Source organism: Saccharothrix sp. BKS2 (assembly GCF_047689505.1).
Taxonomy (GTDB): Bacteria; Actinomycetota; Actinomycetes; order Mycobacteriales; family Pseudonocardiaceae; genus Actinosynnema; species Actinosynnema lopnurensis.
This window is the reverse complement of record NZ_JAUQOL010000016.1, coordinates 1-18,840: the sequence shown is the minus strand read 5'-3', so window position 1 is coordinate 18,840 and position 18,840 is coordinate 1. Positions and strand designations below refer to the sequence as shown.

The window sequence follows — 18,840 nt, the reverse complement described above, 5'->3', positions numbered from 1 at the left end:
CCCCGCTCGCCGACTTATAGTCGACTTTTTGCGTGATTAAGTAGACATCTTGCAGAGGTTCTGCTTATGGTGTGCGCCGCGCCACACCACGTGACGTCCCTGCCCGCCGCCGGGGTCCTGTCCAACGAAGGGCTGAACCCATGCGCCTGACACCCCACCCCCGGCGCCTGCCGGCGCTCGGCGCGGTCGTGACGACCGCCGCGCTGCTGGCCGCCGCCGTGGTCGCGAGCGCGGACCCGGCCGGGTCGATCTCGGTCGCCGCGGCCCCCGGCTCGCCGTTCGACGTCCCGAACCGGGGCGCCGACGTGCCGTTCGTGGAGCACGAGGCGGAGCTGGCCGCCACCAACGGCACGCGCATCGGCCCCGGCCGCCGCCAGGGCACGCTGGAGGGCGAGGCGTCGGGGCGGCGGGCCGTCACGCTGTCCGGCCAGGGCCGGTACGTCGAGTTCACCCTCACCGAGCCCGCGAACTCCATCGACCTGCGCTACAGCGTCCCCGACGGCAACGGCGGCGCGGGCATCACCGCCCCGCTGTCGCTGTACCTGAACGGGCAGAAGTCCGGCAGCCTCACCCTGACCTCCCGGTACGCCTGGCGCTACGGCTCCTACCCGTACTCCAACGACCCGGGCCAGGGCCGCCCGCACCACCTCTACGACTCCACCCGCGCGCTGTTCCCGACCACCCTCCAGGCGGGCGCCAAGGTGCGGCTCCAGGTCGACGCGGGCGACACCGCGCCGTCCTACACCGTCGACCTGGCCGACTTCGAGCTGGTTGCGCCGCCCGCCGGCCGCCCGGCGAACTCCGTGTCGGTCACCGAGCACGGCGCCACCCCGAACGACGGCACCAACGACAGCGCGGCCTTCGACGCCGCGGTGGCCGCCGCCCGCGCCGCCGGCCGCGAGGTGTGGATCCCGGCCGGCCGGTTCACCGTCACCAAGCACATCACCGTCGACCGGGTCACCGTGCGCGGCGCGGGCCACTGGCACAGCGTCGTGACGGGCGACCGCGTCGGCTTCTACGGCCTGGGCGAGCCGTCCTCGTGCGGCCAGGGCGGCAACTCGGGCGTGAGCACCCGCGTCGGCCTGCACGACTTCGCGATCATCGGCGAGGTCACCAACCGGGTGGACTGCGACCAGACCAACGCCATCGGCGGCGCGCTGGGCGGCGGCTCGGTCGTCTCCGGCATGTTCCTCCAGCACACCAAGGTCGGGCTGTGGCTCGACGGCCCCTTCGACGGGCTGACCATCCGCGGCAACCGGGTCGTCGACCAGCTCGCGGACGGCATGAACCTGCACCGCGGCATCAGCAACGTGCTCGTCGAGCACAACCTGTTCCGCAACATCAGCGACGACGGCATCGCGCTGTGGTCCGAGCAGCAGGCCGACCACTCCAACACCATCCGCCGCAACACCGTGGTGGTGCCGATGAAGGCCAACGGCATCGCCCTCTACGGCGGCCGGGACAACGTCGTCACGGAGAACGTCGTCGCCGACACCCAGGACCAGGGCGGCGGCCTGCACGTCGGCAACCGGTTCTCCTCGGTGCCGCTGTCCGGCACCACCACGCTGTCGCGCAACACCACCCTGCGCGCGGGCGTGCTGGACTCCAACTGGCAGTTCGGCGTGGGCGCGCTGTGGTTCGACGCCCGCGACGGCGCCATGACCGGCCGCATCGACGTCACCGACACCGACCTGGTCGACAGCAACTACGAGGCCATCCAGTTCATCAGCGGCACCATCACCAACGTCCACTTCAACGGCGTGCGCATCAACGGCGCCGGCACGTTCGGCGTCCAGCTCCAGTCGCCCGGCTCGGCGTCGTTCACCAACGTGGTCGCCACCGGCCTCGGCCGCGCCGGCGTCTACAACTGCCTGGGTGAGGGCGCGTTCCAGATCACCCGGGGCGCGGGCAACTCCGGCTGGGACGGCCCGTCGTACTGCGGCGCGTGGCCCGAGCCGGTCTACACCGACCCGACCACCCCGCCGACCACGACCACCACCACCACGACGACCACGACGACCTCGGTGGTGCCGGGCGGCAACCTGGCGCGCGGCAAGCCCGTGACGGCCTCCAGCACCACCGGCGGCTTCCCCGGCGGCAACGCGGTCGACGGCAACACCGGCACCTACTGGGAGAGCGTGAACAACCAGTTCCCGCAGACCTTCACGGTGGACCTGGGCAGCGCGGTCCCGGTGCGGCGGATCGTGCTCAAGCTGCCGCCGGCCACCGCGTGGGGTGCCCGAACGCAGACGCTGAGCGTGTCCGGCAGCGCCAACGGCAGCACGTACGGCCAGCTGGTCGCCTCGACGGGCTACCGGTTCGACCCCGCGTCGGGGAACCAGGTGAGCATCCCTATCACGGGCAGCTCCCGCTTCCTGCGGCTCACCGTCACCGGCAACACCGGGTGGCCGGCCGCCCAGCTGGCGGAGTTCGAGGTGTACGCGAGCTGACGCGACGGGTGGGTGCTCGCCGGCCGTGCGGCGGGGGAGCACCCACCCCGTGTCCTCTTACGAGTGAAATTTGCCGTTCCCTATTGCTTCAGTGTTGTTCAAAAGCAACGTTCAGCCGCGCTCGGGGCGCGCGCCACCCACTGTTCACCACGCGGTCCTAACGTGCGGCCATGAGGAGAAGCCTGCTGGTCGGTCTGTCGGTGCTGGTGTCGGTCGGGGTCGCGGTGCCCGGGGTGGCGTCGCCCGACGACCGCCGCGACTGGGGGCGGGCGACGCTGACCGGGTTCGCCGCGCTGCCCGCGTCGACGTTCGTGCCCGGCAGCGAGCCGTCCGGGGCGGCGCTGGGGACGGCGCCGGTCAACGGGGTGGTGGCGCCGTTCGCGGACCAGCCGGTGCAGGGGTTCAGCGGGGTGCTGCGCAACGCCGACGGCACCTACGACGTGCTGTCGGACAACGGGTATGGCGCGAAGGCCAACAGCGCGGACTTCGCGCTGCGGGTCCAGCGGGTGGCGCCGGACTTCGGGTCGGGCGCGGTGGACGTGGTCGGGGGGATCACGCTGACCGACCCGCACGGGCACGTGCCGTTCCCGCTGACGCGGCCGGACCGGGTGTTGACCGGGGCCGACCTGGACGTGGAGTCGATCGTGCGGGTGGCGGACGGTTCGTACTGGATCGGGGACGAGTTCGGCCCGCACCTGCTGCACTTCGACCGGGCGGGGCGGTTGCTGGCGCCGCCGGTGCCGTTGCCGGGGGTGTTCGCGCCGGAGAACCCGGCGGGTGCGCCGAACCTGGGCGGCAGCAAGGGGTACGAGGGCCTGGCGCTGTCGGCGGACGGCCGGACGCTGGACGCGTTGCTGGAGGGGACGGTCGCGGGGGACGCGGCGGGCACGCTGCGGTTGAACGAGTTCGACGTGCGGTCGGGGCGGTACACCGGGAAGCGGTGGACCTACCGGTTGGACCGGCCGGAGCACGCGATCGGTGACGCGGTCACGGTGGACCGGAACCGGTTGCTGGTGATCGAGCGCGACGGGGCGCAGGGCGTGGACGCGCGCGCGAAGCGGGTGTACCTGGTGGACAAGCGGGACCGGGACCGGGACGGGGTGCTGGACAAGACGTTGGTGGCGGACCTGCTGGACGTCGCGAACCCGCGGGGGCTGGGTGGGTTCGGCAGGACGTTCACGTTCCCGTTCACCACGATCGAGGACCTGGTGGTCCTCGACGATCACACGATCGGGGTGTTGAACGACAACAACTTCCCGTCGTCGTCGGGGCGGACGCCGGGGAAGCCGGACGACAACGAGTTCATCACGCTGAGGTTGGCCGGGGATCTGGGCGCGGATCCGCGGGTGCTGCGGCGGCGGTAGCGGTCGAGCGCGCCGGGTGGGCGCGTTCCCGGTGCGGTTTCCCGTGGTCGGGTTTTGTGGTACGTGTCGGTGCTGCGGAGGGGGTGGCGGCGATGCGGTTCGCGGGGCGGGTCCGGGGTGTGGTGAAGCCGGTGGTGCGGTGGGGTGTGCAGCACGGGCTTCCCCGGGCCGCCCTGCTGGCCGCGGCTCGGCGGGGTGATCCGCAGGCGCGGTTGTTCGTGGCGTCGAACGAGTTGCCGACCGGGGCGTTGAGCGGGTTGTTCGATGAGATCCGCGGTGGCGGGCCGCTGGTGGAGGGCGCGTTCTCCAAGGTGACGGCGAGTCACGCGGTGGTGCGGGAGGTGTTGACGAGCAACGACTTCCGCAGCGGCATCGGGGCGGGGACGGGGGTGTTGGCGCGGTTGGCCGAGTGGTCGGCGCCGGAGGCGCTGCACCCGATGGTGCGGCCGTCGTTGCTGGTGGCGGAGCCGCCCGACCACACCCGGTACCGCAGGTTGGTGACGGGGGTGTTCACCGCGCGGGCGGTGGAGGGGTTGCGCGGGCTGGCGGAGCGGACGGCGCACGAGTTGCTCGACGCGCTCGACCCGAGGCGCCCGGTGGACCTGGCCGGGACCTATTGCGCGTTGCTGCCGGTCACGATGATCTCGGAGGTGCTGGGTGTGCCGCCGGAGCAGCGGCGGCGGGTGCTGGAGCTGGGCGCGGCCGCCGCGCCGAGCCTGGACACGGGGTTGTCGTGGGGGCGGTTCCGCCGGGTGGACGCGGCGCTGGTGGCGTTCGACGCGTGGTTGGCCGAGCACCTGGGGCGGTTGCGGGCCCGGCCGGGTGAGGATTTGCTCAGCCGGCTGGTGGCCGCGCGGGAGGACGGGGTGGGGCTGTCGGAGGTGGAGCTGCGGGCGACGGCCGGGTTGGTGCTGGCGGCGGGGTTCGAGACGACGGTGAACCTGTTGGGGAACGGGATCGCGTTGTTGCACGACCACCCAGGGCAGTTGGCGGTGGTGCGGCGTGATCCGGCGCGGTGGTCGAACGCGGTGGAGGAGGTGTTGCGGGTCGATCCGCCGGTGCTGTTGACGGGGCGGACGTGCGTGCGCGACACGGAGGTGGCGGGGGTGCCGGTGGCGGCGGGGTCGCTGGTGACGGCGGTGCTGGCGGGTGCGAACCGCGATCCGCTGGTGTTCGGGGATCCGGGGCGGTTCGACGTGTGCCGGGTCAACGCGCGTGAGCACATCGCTTTTTCGGCGGGTCGGCACCACTGCCTGGGTGCGGCGTTGGCCCGGCTGGAGGGCGAGGTGGGGCTGCGGGTGTTGTTCGAGCGGTTCCCGGGGTTGCGGTTGCTGCCGGGGGCGGTGCACCGGTCGACGCGGGTGCTGCGCGGGTACGAGCGCCTGCCCGCGGTGCTCGGCGGCTGATCCGGTGCCCGGCCGGCTTCGCCCGTAGCCTGGTACGGCACCCTCTTGTGCGATTCCCCCGGACCCCGCCGCGGTGGGACAGTGGCTGCCTGACCTCGGATCCGGGGGGCGGCGTGGGCGAAGGGCTGATCGGCGCGCGGGTGAGCCGCACGGAGGACCCGAGGCTGCTCACCGGCCGCACCCGGTTCCTCGACGACGTGCGGCTGCCGGGGATGCTCGAGGCCGCCGTGCTGCGCAGCACCCTGCCGCACGCCCGCGTGGTGCGCGTGGACACGACCGCCGCGGCCGCGCACCCCGGTGTGTTCGGGGTGGTGACCGGTGCGGACGTGCGGGCCGCGGTCGTGGCGCGGCAGCCGGTCGTGTGGTGGCCCGACCCGGGTGCGCCGATCCCCTCCGGCTACCCGCTCGCGGTGGACGCGGTGCGCTACCCCGGGCAGGGCGTGGCCGCGGTGGCGGCGGTGGACCGGGCGACCGCGGAGGACGCGGTCGAGCTGATCGAGGTCGAGTACGAGCCGCTGCCCGTCGTCACCACGGTGGAGCAGGCGCTGGCGCCGGGGGCGCCCCGCCTGCACGAGGACCTGCCGGACAACGTGGGCGCCCGGGTGCTGGTGGAGAAGGGCGACGTGGCGGCGGCCTTCGCCGAGGCGGAGGTCGTGCTGCGCGAGTCGTTCCGGTTCTCCCGGCAGCTGGGGGCGCCGCTGGAGACGCGGGGCGTGGTGGCGACCTGGGACCCGTTCACCCGGCGGCTGGACGTGTGGCTGTCGACCCAGGCGCCCGAGCTGGTCCGGGAGCTGCTCGGCGAGGTGCTGGGCCTGCCGGTGGGCCGGATCCGCGTGCGGACCCCCGACGTCGGCGGCGGGTTCGGCACCAAGTTCGACTTCTACGGCGAGGAGGTCGTGGCGGCGGTGCTGTCCCGGGTGACCGGCCGGCCGGTGAAGCTCGTCGAGGACCGCCGGGAGAGCTTCGTGGCCAGCTCGCACTCCCGCGAGCAGCGCATCGAGGTCGAGCTCGCGGCGCGGGCCGACGGCACGATCACCGGGATGCGCGGCACCCTGCACGGCGTGCTCGGCGGCGTGGTGGGCTCGGCGGGGCTGTCCCCGTGCTGGACCACGGCGGCGACGATGACCGGCCCGTACGACATCCCGGCCTTCCGGGTGGACGTCGTGGGCGTGCTGACGAACAGGTCGCCCTACGGCTCCTACCGGGGCTACGGGCTGCCCAAGTCCAACTTCGTGCACGAGCACATGGTCGAGGCGCTGGCCCGGCGCCTGGGCGTGGACGCGCACGCCGTGCGGCGGCGCAACTTCATCGCGCCGTCGGCGTTCCCGTACCCGGGCCCGGTCTTCGTGCACGACGGCGGGCGCTACGAGGAGTGCCTGGACCTGTGCCTGGGGGCCGTGGCGCGGGCGGGCTGGGCGGGGTTCGCGGCGGCGGCGCGGGCGCGGGGCGAGGCGGTCGGGGTCGGCTACTCCTTCCACACCGAGGTGTCGGCCTTCGGGCCGTCGCGCATCGTCAACCGGGGCGGCCTGCGGCACTCCGGGTTCGACGAGGAGGTGGTGCGGGTCGACTCCACCGGGCACGTGACCGTCCACACCGGGTTGAGCGCGATGGGGCAGGGCATCCACACCGCCCTGGCGCAGGTCGCCGCCCAGTGCCTGGGCGTGCCGCTGGACCACGTCACCGTCATCTCCGGCGACACCGACGCCTGCCCCTACACCGGGTACGGCACCGGGGCGAGCCGCGCGGCGGCCGTCGGCGGCGCGGCGCTGCTCACCGCGGCCACGCGGCTGCGCGCCAAGGTGCTGCGGATCGCCGGGCACGTGCTGGAGGTCTCGCCCGACGACCTGGACGTGGCCGACGGGGTCGTCTCCGTGCGCGGTGTGCCCGGCGCGGCCCTGACGCTGGCCCAGGTCGGCGACGCGGCCTACCGGCGGGTGGACGGCGCGCTGCCCGAGGGCGAGACGCCGACGTTGGAGGAGCGCGAGGTCTACGACCCGGTCAACACGGCGACCTCCTACGGCTGCACCGCCGTGCTGGCCTCCGTCGACGTGGAGACCGGCGTGGTGACCCTGCTCGGCCACCTGATCGCGCACGACTGCGGCACCGTGATCAACCCGCTGATCGTGGACGGCCAGCTCCAGGGCGGCGCGGCGCAGGGCATCGGCGGCGCCCTGTTCGAGCAGCTGTCCTACGGGCCCTCCGGCGAGGCGCTGACCCGCTCGTTCACCGACTACCTGCTGCCGACGGCCGTCGAGGTCCCGCCCTTCGGCATCGAGCACATGTCCACGCCCGCCGAGCACGTCCCGGGCGGGTTCAAGGGGATGGGGGAGGCGGGTGTCGTGGGCGCCGGTGCGGCCGTCGCCCACGCGGTGGAGGACGCGCTGTCCGACCGCGGCGTCACCATCACCTCCCTGCCGATCACCCCGCCGGCCCTGCTGGCGGCCATCCGGAAGGGCACCGGCCGGTGAAGGCCGCCCCGTTCGACTACGTGCGCGCCGCCACCGTCGAGGAGGCCGTGAGCGCCCTGTCGGGCGACGGCGCCAGGGCGCTGGCCGGCGGGCAGAGCCTGGTGCCGCTGCTGAACCTGCGGCTGGCCCGGCCCACGACCGTGGTCGACGTCAACCGGCTCGACCTGGACCACCTGCGCCTCTCCGGGACCGACCTGGTGCTGGGCGCCCTGGTCCGGCACCGACGGGTCGAGACCTCACCGCTCGTGCGGCGCGAGGTGCCGCTGCTGGCGGAGGCCATGTCCCACGTCGGGCACGTGGCCGTCCGCAACCGCGGCACGGTCGGCGGCAGCGCCGCCCACGCCGACCCGGCCGGGGAACTGCCCGCCGTCTGCGTCGCCCTGGACGCCACCCTCATCGCCCGGGGCCCCGCCGGGCCGCGCGCGATCGCCGCCCGCGACTTCTTCCTGGGCCCGCACCGCACCGCCCTGGCCCCCGGTGAGCTGCTCGTCGAGGTGCGCCTGCCCGTGCCGCCACCGGGCAGCGGCCACGCCGTGGCCGAGCTGTGCCGCCGCCACAACGACCCCGCCCTGGTCGCCGTCGTCGCCTGCGTCACCGTGTCCGAGGGGACCGTCACCGGGGCCCGCGTCGCCGTCGCGGGCGCCGGACCAACCCCGCTGCGGGCCACCGCCGCCGAGGCCCTGCTGGTCGGCCGCGCCCCCACCGCCGACGCCATCGCCTCGGCCGCCGACGCCGTCGCCGACAGCACCGACCCGCCCGACGACCTCCACGCCCCGGCCGCCTACCGCCGCGACATGGCGGCCGTGCTCACCCGCAGAGCCCTCCGACAGGCGGTCGCCCCGTGAAGCTCACCGTCACCCTCACCGTCAACGGCAGGCCGGTCGAGGCGACCTGCGAGCCCCGCCGCACCCTCGCCGACTTCCTGCGCCACGACCTGGGCCTCACCGGCGTCAACGTCGGTTGCGAGCACGGCGCCTGCGGTTCGTGCACCGTCCTGCTCGACGGCGCCACCGCCCGCTCGTGCTGCCTGCTCGCCGCCCAGGTCGACGGGGCGAGCGTCACCACCGTCGAGGGGATGGCCGACAACGGGGCGCTCAGCCCCCTCCAGGAGGCGTTCCGCCGCCACCACGCCCTCCAGTGCGGCTTCTGCACGCCCGGGATGCTGGCCACCGCCACCGAGCTGCTGCGCGACCACCCCCACCCGACGGAGGCCGAGATCCGCGCCGCCCTGGCGGGCAACCTCTGCCGCTGCACCGGCTACCAGCACATCGTCGACGCCGTCAGAGCCGTCGCCGAGTCGTCGGACTGACGCCTCGGCCGGACCGGGGGAGGTGTTCGCGGTGGTGACGCCGGGGTCCGGGTCCCGCAACGTGGTGTCGGGTGACGCGGGTGTGGTGGTGCAGGCGGGTGTGGTGCACGGGGGCGTGCACTTAGCGGCGCGGGCGAGGCCCGCGCCGGTGGTGCCGCGCCAACTGCCCGCCGCGCCCGGGGCGTTCGCCGGACGGGTGGGGGAGCTGGCCGCACTGGACCGCGCCCTCACCGGGACCGGCCCTGCGTTCGGGACCACGTCCGGCACCACGTCCGGCACCGCGCCGGTCGCCGCCCCGCCTGCCACCACCGGCACCGCCACACCCGCCACCAGCAGCAGCACCGCCACCGGCACCGGCACCGCCGTCCCCGACCCCCGAACCGCGACAACGCCCGGCGAGTTCCCGCCCGATCCACCACCAGGCGTTGCGGTGGTGATCTCGGCCATCGGCGGGGCGGGCGGGATCGGCAAGACCTGGCTGGCGCTGACCTGGGCCCACCGCAACCTGCACCGCTTCCCCGACGGACAGCTGTTCGTCGACCTGCGCGGCTTCAGCCCCACCGGGCGGCCGACCGAACCCGCCGACGCGGTGCGCGGCTTCCTCGACGCCCTGGGTGTCGACCCCGGCGGGCTCCCCGCGGAGCTGGACGCCCTGGCCGCGCTGTACCGCAGCCTGGTCGCCGGGCGGCGGATGCTGGTGGTGCTGGACAACGCCGCCACCACCGACCAGGTCGTACCGCTGCTGCCGGGCAGCGCGTCCTGCACGGTGCTGGTCACCGGCCGCACCACCCTGCCCGCCCTGATCGGCCGGCACGGCGCCCGCCACCTGCCCCTGGGCGTGCCCACCCACGCCGAGGCCCGCGACCTGCTGGCCCTGCGCCTCGGGGAGGAGCGGATCGCCGCCGAACCCGGGGTGACCGACGAGCTGATCGGGCTGTGCGGGGGTCACCCGCTGGCCCTGGCGATCACCGCCCGCCACGCCGCCACCCGCCCCGCCATCCCGCTGGCCGAGTTCGCCGCCGAACTGCGGGACCTCGGCCTGGACGTGCTCGACGACGACAACGACGACGACCCCGCCGCCGGCCTGCCCGCCGTGCTGTCCTGGTCCCTGCGCCACCTCACCGACCGGCACCGGACGGTGTTCGCCCTGCTCGGCATCGCCCCCGGCCCGGACATCGACCTGCCCGCCGCCACCTCCCTCACCGGCCTGCCCGCCGCGCGGGCGCGCAAGGCCCTGCGCGTCCTGGAGGACCACTCCCTGCTCGACCGGCACCCGCGCGGCCGCTACTCCATGCACGACCTCGTGCGCGCCTACGCCGCCACCACCGCCCACGAGCTGCCGGAACCGGTGCGCCGCGCCGCGCTGGACCGGGTGGTCGACTTCCACCTGCACACCGCCCTGGCCGCCGACCACCTCCTGTACCCCCGCTGGCCGCCCCCGGTCCGGCTCGACCCGCCCACCCCCGGCACCCGCCCCCACCCGCTGCCCGACCACCCCGCCGCGCTGGCCTGGCTCGACACCCACCACCCCCACCTGCTGGCCGCCCAGCACACCGCCGCCGCCCAGCACCGCCACCAGGTCGCGTGGCACCTGGCCTGGGCCCTGAGCACCTTCCACTACCGACGAGGGCACCGCCGCGACGACGTGGCCGTGTGGCGGACCGCCGCCGACTCCGCCGGCCACCTGCCCGACCCCACCCACCGCACCCTCGCCCACCGCTTCCTCGGCCACGCCCACGCCGCGCTGGGGCGGCACGACCAGGCCATGGACCACCTGCACCGGGCCCTCGCCCTGGCCGAGCAGCACCACGACCCCGCCCAACTGGCCCACACCCACTTCGCCCTCGTACGGGCGTGGCGACGCGAGGACGACGGGCGGGCGCTGGAGCACGCCCGCCACGCCCTGGACCTCTACCGCGCCCTCGACCAGCCGGTGTGGGAGGCCACCGCGCTCAACTCGATGGGCTGGCACGCCGCCCGGCTGGGCGACCACGACACCGCCCGAGACCACTGCGAGGCCGCGCTGGTCCTGTTCCGCCGTCACCGCATCCCGGACGGCGAAGCGGCCACCCTGGACAGCCTCGGCTTCATCGACCACCGCACCGGGCACCACCGCCGGGCCGTCGACCGGTACCGGCAGGCCCTCGCCCTGTTCCGCACCCTCGGCGACACCACCGAGACCGCCAACACCCTCGACGGCCTCGGTCACCCCCACGCCGCCCTCGGCCACCACGACGAGGCCCGCGCGGTCTGGCGGGAAGCCCTGGAGCTGTACCGCGACCAGGGCCGCGACGCCGACGCCGACCGCGTCCGGCGGCAACTCGACGCCCTCGACCCGACACCGGAACCGGACGCGGACGCGCGGAACGGGTGAGCGAGCGGGCAGATCGGCCCCGGTCAGGCCCGGTCAGGCCCGCCCGACCGCACCGCCACCCTCAGCGCACCGGGATGATCGCCCGCACCTGGAACACCCCGTCCGCCCCCACCTCGATCACCGGCAGCTGCCGCCCGACCGCGTTGCCGGTGGTGGCGTCCAGCGTGAACGGACCACCAGCGCCGCGCACCTGGTTGCGCTCGCGGTCGGAGCGCACCAGCTCCGCCCGCACGCTCCGGCGCGTCGGCGCCTCACCCGACTTCAACCCCACCGCGGCGCGGTTGACCACGTCCACCATCGCCAGCAACGCGTCGTGCATCATCACGCCCCAGCCGTCGGCCAGGTCGGCGGTGGTGAAGCCCAGTTCCTCGAACCTCGCGGTGAGCTGGTCGAACTCGGTGATGCCCATCTGCCGCGCCGCCGCCGGGTCCACGTGCGGGGCGTAGACGACGGCCAGGGGCGGCTGCTCCGGCCGGGGCCGCAGGTCGTCCCTGGTGCGCAGCATCGACGCGTCGGAACCGGAGACCAGCGTGATGGGCCGGTCCAGCGCGCAGGTGCGCCGCCGCAGGTTGCTGATCAGGTCGTCGAGCAGCACCGCGCGACCGGCGTAGAGCACCGTGTCCAGGGCGTCGTCGCTGCACAGGTCCTTGGTGATCTGGTTGAACTGGTTGTCCAGCGTCGCCTCGGTGTCGAACGGGTTCTCCACGGTGATCGCCAGCCTGCCGCTCGCCCCGGCCGCCTTGAACTCCTCGTGCAGCGTGGAGGTGTAGAGGTCGTCCTCGTTGTCGTCGTAGACGAGCATCGCCCGCCCGACGCCGCGCCCGGCCAGGTAGTCGGTCAGCACCGCGATCTGGTTGCCGGTGGTGGAGTTGACCCGCGCGAAACCCCTGATGTAGCGGGTGAGCTCGCCCGGCTGCGCGGGCGGCTCGACCTGGAACCCGGTCGCGGTGATCACCGAGGCGATCATCGGGACGTCGGCCTCCGCGAGCGCGCGGGCCGTGTGCTGGGCGTTGGTGGTGCTCTGGCCGACCCCGACCACGCCGACCAGTCGCTGCTCGTCGGCCAGCTCGACCAGCTGGTCCACCACCCGGCGCCACTCCTGCTGCGTGCTGCCGGGGTTGGCCAGCAGCAACCGGACCTTCGGCTCGCGCTTGTCCTGGTTCGCGGTCAGCTGGGCGACGTGGGCACCCTCCAGCTGGGCGCGGACCCGCTCCCACGTCACGCTGCCCACCTCGGTGGGCAGCAGCGGCGTCAGGACGGCGACCGTGACGTGCGACTGCCCGGCCACGCGCTCGTTCTCCGCCAGGATCCGCCGCTGCACGTCGGCGAGCCGGTCGTCGAACACGTAGGACCCGTCGGTGACGCCCACGCACTCGCCGCCCCGGTCGTGGACGCCCTCGCCGCACCGGGTGAACAGGTTCAGCCCGACCAGCACCGAGGCCCCGACCACCACCACCAGCGCCGCGGCGAGCGCCGCCAGCCTGACCCGCGCGGCGCGCCGGGCGCCCCGGGGCGTCGGCGGCGTGAAGTCGAGCTCCTCCGGCCTGGTCGAGGCCCGACGGCGCGGACCCCGGCTCGTCGGCGGGGTGTCGCCCGCCTCGGCCCTGGCCTCCCGCAGCGCGGCGGCCTTGAGGAAGTCGTTGCGCGCCACGCCCGGCTGCTGCGCCAGCGTCTTCAGGTCCCACGCCGCGCTGGTCCACAGCTCCGCGCGGTTCGCCGTGGACAGCGGGTCGTTGGCGGCCCACAGCGCCGCCACCACGCGGGTGATCGTCCGCCCCGGCTCCGCCGCGGGCGCGGTGAGGCCGGCCGCGGCCAGCACCCGACCGGGATCGGTCTCGTCGGTGTCCAGGTCGTTGGGCGCGGCGGTGACGGCGTCGAGCGCGGCGAACCACGCCCGCGAGTCGGGCAGCAGCCCCTCCAGCCACCGCACCACCGCGTCCACGTCCCGCAGCGCCAGCGCGTGGTAGTGGCGGTCGGACTCCCGGCCGTGCTCCCGCAACCAGGTGTGCGCCGCGGCCCACCGCGCGGGGTCGGCGGCCAGGCGGCGCAGCAGCAGGTGCCGCAACGCGGGCAGCAGCACCACGCGGTCCTCGTCGGCCCGACCGGGGTCGGCGGGCGGCCCGTCGCCCGCCCGCAGCACCGGCCGGCCAGGGTCGGGGTCGCGGACCTGGAGCGCGTCGGGCACCGGACCCGCGCCGCCGCGCGAGGACGGCACCAGGTCGCTGCCCGTCAGCTCGTCGGCCTGCTCCACGTCCCGGGCGGCGGCGCACGCCTCCAGCTCGGCCAGCGCCTCGGGGGACGCGGCACCGAGCAGCTCGCGCCGCAACCGCGCCTCGACCGTGACCGGGTCCTTGTCGACCGGGCCGCGCCACCGCGCGCCCAGCAGCCGCTTCACCGACGTGTCCTCACCGGTGTGGTCGCCGACGGCCTTCACCACCACGGCGGTGGCGGCGGGGTGGCCCCTGGTGAAGCGGTACACCTCGGCGGCGACCGCGCGGTGCGCGTTGAGGCGCGGACCGGCGACGTCGGCCACCATGTCCTTGACCTCGTCCAGGGTCAGGTCGCGCAGCGCCACCGGGTAGGAGTCGCTCTCGTACTCGCCCTGCCTGCGCAGCAGGTAGTCCTCGTAGCCCGCCTCCTCGGCGAACGGGATCTCGCCGTCCGGCTCCACGTGCCGGGCCACCCCGCCCGCGCTGGTGGCGACCACGGTCAACGGGTCGGGCTCGCCGCGGCGGGCGTCGGTCAGCGCGCGGTAGAGCAGGCGACCGGGCTTGGTGTCGACGTCGTCCAGCAGCAGCACGCAGTTCAGCGACCACGCGCGGGCCCCGCGACCCCGGCCGAACGCGGCCCGCAGGTCGGCCAGGAACGCCGCCCACAGCAGCTCGGTGGCCTCCTTGCGGTCGGCCTCGCCCGCGTCGTCGCGGGTCAGCAGGTTGAGCCGGGCCAGCTCGTCGTACGCCTTGTCGCCCGCGCCGTACCACTCCAGGCCCTCGCCCAGCACGACGCGGCGACCGTGCCGCCACGACACCAGGCCGTCCAGCACGAGGTTCGGCGCGTACCGCGCGGCCGTGGCCACCCCCGGCACGGCGCCCACCCCCGGCACCGCGCCGGCGAGGTCCTGCGCCAGGTTGTCCAGGAACGTCCGCAGCTGGTCGACGCGCCGGGCGTTCTCCAACGCCTCCCGGATGCGTAATCGGGCGGCGTGGCCCAGGGTGTCGACCTGCGCGGAGATGGCGACCTGGGCGGTGACGAAGCGCGGGAACGGGATCGAGCCGTACCCGGCGGCGTTGCGGTTGAGGTCGAACGCCAGCAGCGGCAGCACCTCCCAGGCCGTGCTGCTGCCCAGCTCGCCGCAGTTGACGCGCGCGTGGGGGACCGCGCCCCGCAGCCGGCTCTCCAGGGAGTCGAGCAGCGCGGTCCGGCCGCAGCCCTTCGGCCCGGTGAAGATCAGGACCGGCGTGCGGCGCGTGGTCGGCCACCCCTTCGGCTCGGGACGGGTCGTGAACTCCCGCACCAGGGCGGTGGCCCGGTCCCTGCCGTGCAGGTTGAACGGGTCGTCAGGCATGGTGAACCCCCACACGAACGAGCGCGAGCAGACATGATCCCGCCTCACCGGGGTCGTGTCACGGCTTTCGGCGCACTACCACGCCCGTGGCGGATCACCCTCCGCTCCGGCCCTGCCTGATCCGGGCGGGTGGTGCGCCACCCGCGGGTGGCGCACCACCGCCGTCACCTCAAGGGCTCGACGTACCTGCCGTCGAGGTGCAGGCTGCTCTTGGCCGCCAGCCCGGAGTAGGCGTAGTCGACCTTGATCCTCGCCGGCACCCCGCCCACCTGGAAGTCGATCTCCTTCCTGGTGAACCACAGGCGCCCGTCGCCCACCTGCTCGCCGTCGACGGACACCAGGATCTTGCCGGTCATCGAGCTGTGGTCGATCTCGACCTCGTGCTCGCGCTCGGCCACCGTGACACGCCAGACGTGGTCTGCTTCGCTCATCTCGAACCCCTGTCTCGTCCCAAGTGCGGTTCACCTACCCGATGCCGTTCGACCTCACACCTGGCTCGTCGGGCCACGGTCGGCACGCGGGCCGGCCCACGCGCAGCTCCTCCACCAGCGCGGCGAAGCCCTCCGCACCCCGACCCGCCCCTGGCCGGGGTCGATCCGTTCTCGAGCCGCCGCGCGCCCCGCTAGCCCTCGACGAACGTGACCGTCTCGGCGAGCGGCGCCCGGCCCGTGCGGGGGAAGCTCACCGAGGTGTCCTCGAACCCGATCGACACGCCGCAGAAGAGGACCAGCCCGGCCGGCGGCGACAGCACCTCCGCGACGGTCTCCCGGTACACCGACCAGGCCATCTGCGCGCAGCTGTGCAGCCCTTCGCCGCGCAGCAGCAGCATGACGGTTTGCAGGTACATGCCGATGTCGGACCACTGGGCCGGCCCCAGGTCGCGGTCGATGTAGCAGAACAGCGCGGCGGGCGCGCCGAAGCAGTCCCAGTTCCCGGCCGCCGCCCGCCGGCGCGCCTCCACGTCCCCGCGCGAGATGCCCAGCGCGCCGTACCGCTGCGCGGCGAAGGCCGACTGGCGCTCGCGGTAGGGGGACTTCAGCCCGGCCGGGTACATCTCGTACTCCCGCTCGTCCCAGTCGTCGGCCGCGGCCACGCGCTCGCCGGCCCGCCGCTTCAGCTCGGCCAGCGGCGCGCCGGTCAGCACGTAGACGTGCCACGGCTGGAGGTTCGACCCGGACGGCGCCCAGGCCGCGGCGGTCAGGACCCGCTCCAGCGCCTCCCCCGGGACCGGCCGGTCGGTGAACCCGCGCACGGCCCGTCGGCTCGTGACCGCCTCGTACACGTCCATGGTCCCTCGTCCCCTCTGCTGCCCGGTGCTCCTGGTCCGAGGACGATCGGGGGATCCCCGGGTGTGACAGGGCGAGCGGTCCGGGAGACGACGGACACAGCCGCCGGGCCGCGCGGCCGACCCCTGACCCCGGCGGCGGGCGGGGGGTGGGACGTCCACGGGACGCACCCGCCCGGCGTCAGCCCACCAGGTCGTCCTCGCCGGCCTCCTGGTCCCCGTCCTGGTGGGGCAGCACGGTGGCCAGGTAGGAGCGCAGCGCCGCGGTCGTGCCCACGTCGCGCCCCGCGTCCTCGGACAGGTACCAGCGGTGCACCAGCACCTCGTGGAACAGCTCCGCCGGGGCCAGCACGCCGAGCAGGTCGGGCGGCACGGCGGCCACCACCGGGTCGTACACCTCGCTGCGCCACAGGTGGCCCGCGGTGGCCTCGGGCACCGGGCGGCCGTCGCGCTGCTCCAGGTAGGCGCGGAACGAGCGCAGGTCGTTGAGCAGGCGGCGGGCCTGGTTCTCCTGGGCCTCCAGGCCGGTGAGGCGGAACAGCTCGCGGCGGTGCTGGCCGCTCTCGGCGACCCGGATGTCCACCCGCAGCCGGGCGCCGCCCCCGGAGGTGATCAGCTCCACCTCGCCGACGTCGAAGCCCAGGTCGTTGAGGCGGCGCAGGCGTTCGGCGACGCGGTAGCGCTGCTCGTCCAGCCGGAAGGACTCCTCGCGGGTGACCTCGTCCCACAGCGCCCCGTAGCGGCGCGGCACGCTGTCGGACACCTCGATCGGGTCCAGTTCGGGGGGCAGCAGGCCGCCCGCCTGGAGGTCCATCAGCTCGCCGCCGATGCGCTCGCGCGCCAGGTCCACGTCGTGGTGGCGCTGGCCGTCGGACAGCCGGGGGTGCCGCTCCACGGTCTCGGCGTCGACCAGGTAGGCGGCGAGCTTGCCCGCGTCCAGCCGGAACAGGGTGTTCGACAGCGAGCAGTCGCCCCAGAACGTGCCCGACAGGTGCAGCCGCACCAGCAGCTCCACCAGCGTGTCGACCAGGCGGTCGGCCGAGTGGTCGTCGCCGCGCGGGCTGGAGAACAGGTACCGGTAGGACATCGAGTGCTCCAGGTACCGGGTGACCAGGACGGCCTGCTGGTCGTCCGGGCGGTCCACGCACAGCCCCAGCACCGACACCGCCGGCATCCCCTCGTGCTCCAGCTCGCCCAGCACGGCGTACTCGTGGCGGGCCAGCCGCTCGGAGATCTCCTTGAGCGCGTAGACCCGGCCGTCGCTGGTCACGAACCGCACGACGTGCCGGGAGATGCCCCGCTGCGGCACGGTGAGCAGCAGGTCCTCGTCCCACTCCTCCAGCGGCCGCGCCCAGGGCAGCGACAGCAGGCCGGTCGCCTCGGTGGCGGGCGGGCGGAACAGGAAGCGCATCGGGTCCTCCCGTCGTGCGTGGACGAGCGGAAGGTACCCGTCGCCGGTGGCCGGCCGGGGTGTGTGACTGCTCACCGGCGTCCCGGTACGCGTCGGCCGGCTCCACCGGCGGCGCACCGGGGAGGGGACCGGTGCCGACCACGGGGAGCGGAAAGGGCTTTCGTCGAACGCGCACGTCGAATGCCGTCGAACGCGAACCGCTTGTGGGACAACACTTCCCATCTCCGCGCACGGCTGGTTACAGTGCGATTTGGGAGCGCTCCCAAAATATGTGGTCATCCTCAACGAGGAGGAGAGAGTGGCGCTCAAAGCCATCCCCGCGAGAAAGAACCTGCTCGCCCGCGCCTCCGCGACGGTCGCCGCCGTCGCCGGGCTGCTGGCGGGTGTGCTCACCGGTGTCGCCGACGCGCACGGCTCCACCACCGACCCGCCCTCGCGCAACTACGGCTGCTGGCAGCGCTGGGGCAGCGACTTCCAGAACCCGTCCATGGCCCAGCAGGACCCGATGTGCTGGCAGGCGTGGCAGGCCGACACGACGGCGATGTGGAACTGGAACGGCCTGTACCGCGAGGGCGTGGCGGGCAACCACCAGGGCCAGATCCCGAACGGCCAGCTGTGCAGCGGCGGCCGGACCGGCGGCATGCGGTACGCGGCGCTGGACAACCCCGGCCAGTGGAAGGCCGTGACCAAGTCGCGGCAGTTCACCCTGACCGTCACCGACCAGGCCCGCCACGGTGCCGACTACCTGCGGGTCTACGTCACCAAGCAGGGCTTCAACTCCACCACCCAGGCCCTGGGGTGGAACAACCTGGACCTGCTCACCACCACCGGTCGCTACGCGCCGGCGGGGCAGTACCAGGTGGCGGTGAACGCGGGCAGCCGCACCGGCCGCCACGTCGTGTACGTGATCTGGCAGGCCAGTCACTCGGACCAGTCGTACTACTTCTGCTCGGACGTCGTCTTCCAGTAGGGCGACCGCGATCGGCGTACCACGACGGCCCCTCGGCACCGCACCGGAGTGCGGGCCGAGGGGCCGTCGGTCGTGCCCGGTCGTCGTTCGGCGGCCCGCCTAGCAGGTGCCGTTCGATTCCTTCATGCCGTTGTTGGCGCCGGCGGTGCGGCTGACGATGCCCGGTACGCAGGTGGTCTGGTCGAGGGTGTAGGCGTAGGGGATGGAGACGGTGGTGGTGGACTTGACGTCGGGGCCG

General features: G+C 74.4%; 12 protein-coding genes. 8 read left to right on the top strand and 4 right to left on the bottom strand.

The window, feature by feature from the left end; all coding sequences use genetic code 11:
• Positions 1-140: 140 nt before the first annotated feature.
• The 7 genes from Q5530_RS30065 to Q5530_RS30035 all read left to right on the top strand — a co-directional run bounded on the left by Q5530_RS30065 (position 141) and on the right by Q5530_RS30035 (position 11,371).
• Positions 141-2,450 carry a discoidin domain-containing protein gene (locus Q5530_RS30065; protein ID WP_415366198.1) on the top strand — a complete coding sequence of 770 codons (2,310 nt, stop codon included), beginning with the start codon at positions 141-143 and terminating at the stop codon, positions 2,448-2,450.
• 170 nt (positions 2,451-2,620) lie between these two features.
• On the top strand, positions 2,621-3,814 hold the full coding sequence (locus Q5530_RS30060) for an esterase-like activity of phytase family protein (protein ID WP_415366197.1): 1,194 nt from the start codon (positions 2,621-2,623) through the stop codon (positions 3,812-3,814).
• Positions 3,815-3,906: 92 nt separating this feature from the next.
• On the top strand, positions 3,907-5,220 hold the full coding sequence (locus Q5530_RS30055; RefSeq protein WP_415366196.1) for a cytochrome P450: 1,314 nt from the start codon (positions 3,907-3,909) through the stop codon (positions 5,218-5,220).
• A gap of 113 nt (positions 5,221-5,333) precedes the next feature.
• A complete protein-coding gene (locus tag Q5530_RS30050) occupies positions 5,334-7,688 on the top strand; it encodes a xanthine dehydrogenase family protein molybdopterin-binding subunit (protein ID WP_415366195.1) in 2,355 nt (784 codons plus the stop codon).
• Positions 7,685-8,533 (top strand): FAD binding domain-containing protein, encoded by an 849-nt coding sequence (locus tag Q5530_RS30045; RefSeq protein ID WP_415366194.1) that lies wholly within the window; start codon positions 7,685-7,687, stop codon positions 8,531-8,533. The genes Q5530_RS30050 and Q5530_RS30045 overlap by 4 nt, the downstream gene beginning before the upstream one ends.
• On the top strand, positions 8,530-8,997 hold the full coding sequence (locus tag Q5530_RS30040; RefSeq protein WP_415366193.1) for a (2Fe-2S)-binding protein: 468 nt from the start codon (positions 8,530-8,532) through the stop codon (positions 8,995-8,997). Before Q5530_RS30045 ends, Q5530_RS30040 begins: the two co-directional genes overlap by 4 nt.
• Before the next feature lie 31 nt (positions 8,998-9,028).
• Positions 9,029-11,371 carry an ATP-binding protein gene (locus Q5530_RS30035; RefSeq protein ID WP_415366192.1) on the top strand — a complete coding sequence of 781 codons (2,343 nt, stop codon included), beginning with the start codon at positions 9,029-9,031 and terminating at the stop codon, positions 11,369-11,371.
• 61 nt (positions 11,372-11,432) lie between these two features.
• On the opposite strand, the gene Q5530_RS30030 is transcribed toward Q5530_RS30035, so the two are convergent.
• From Q5530_RS30030 to Q5530_RS30015, 4 genes are all read right to left on the bottom strand, one after another.
• Positions 11,433-14,936: a hypothetical protein gene (locus tag Q5530_RS30030; protein ID WP_415366191.1), complete on the bottom strand. Its 3,504-nt coding sequence runs from the start codon at positions 14,934-14,936 to the stop codon at positions 11,433-11,435.
• Positions 14,937-15,100: 164 nt separating this feature from the next.
• Positions 15,101-15,367, bottom strand: coding sequence for a hypothetical protein (locus Q5530_RS30025; protein ID WP_415366190.1), 267 nt, complete (start codon positions 15,365-15,367; stop codon positions 15,101-15,103).
• A gap of 191 nt (positions 15,368-15,558) precedes the next feature.
• Entirely contained in the window at positions 15,559-16,224 is a 666-nt protein-coding gene (locus Q5530_RS30020) for a nitroreductase (RefSeq protein ID WP_415366189.1), read from the bottom strand.
• Positions 16,225-16,402: 178 nt separating this feature from the next.
• The gene (locus tag Q5530_RS30015; RefSeq protein WP_415366188.1) at positions 16,403-17,632 is read right to left on the bottom strand and encodes a DUF4032 domain-containing protein; all 1,230 of its coding nucleotides are present in this window, start codon (positions 17,630-17,632) and stop codon (positions 16,403-16,405) included.
• Positions 17,633-17,930: 298 nt separating this feature from the next.
• Between Q5530_RS30015 and Q5530_RS30010 the strand changes: the two genes are divergently transcribed.
• Positions 17,931-18,602 carry a lytic polysaccharide monooxygenase auxiliary activity family 9 protein gene (locus Q5530_RS30010; protein ID WP_415366187.1) on the top strand — a complete coding sequence of 224 codons (672 nt, stop codon included), beginning with the start codon at positions 17,931-17,933 and terminating at the stop codon, positions 18,600-18,602.
• Positions 18,603-18,840: the final 238 nt, after the last annotated feature.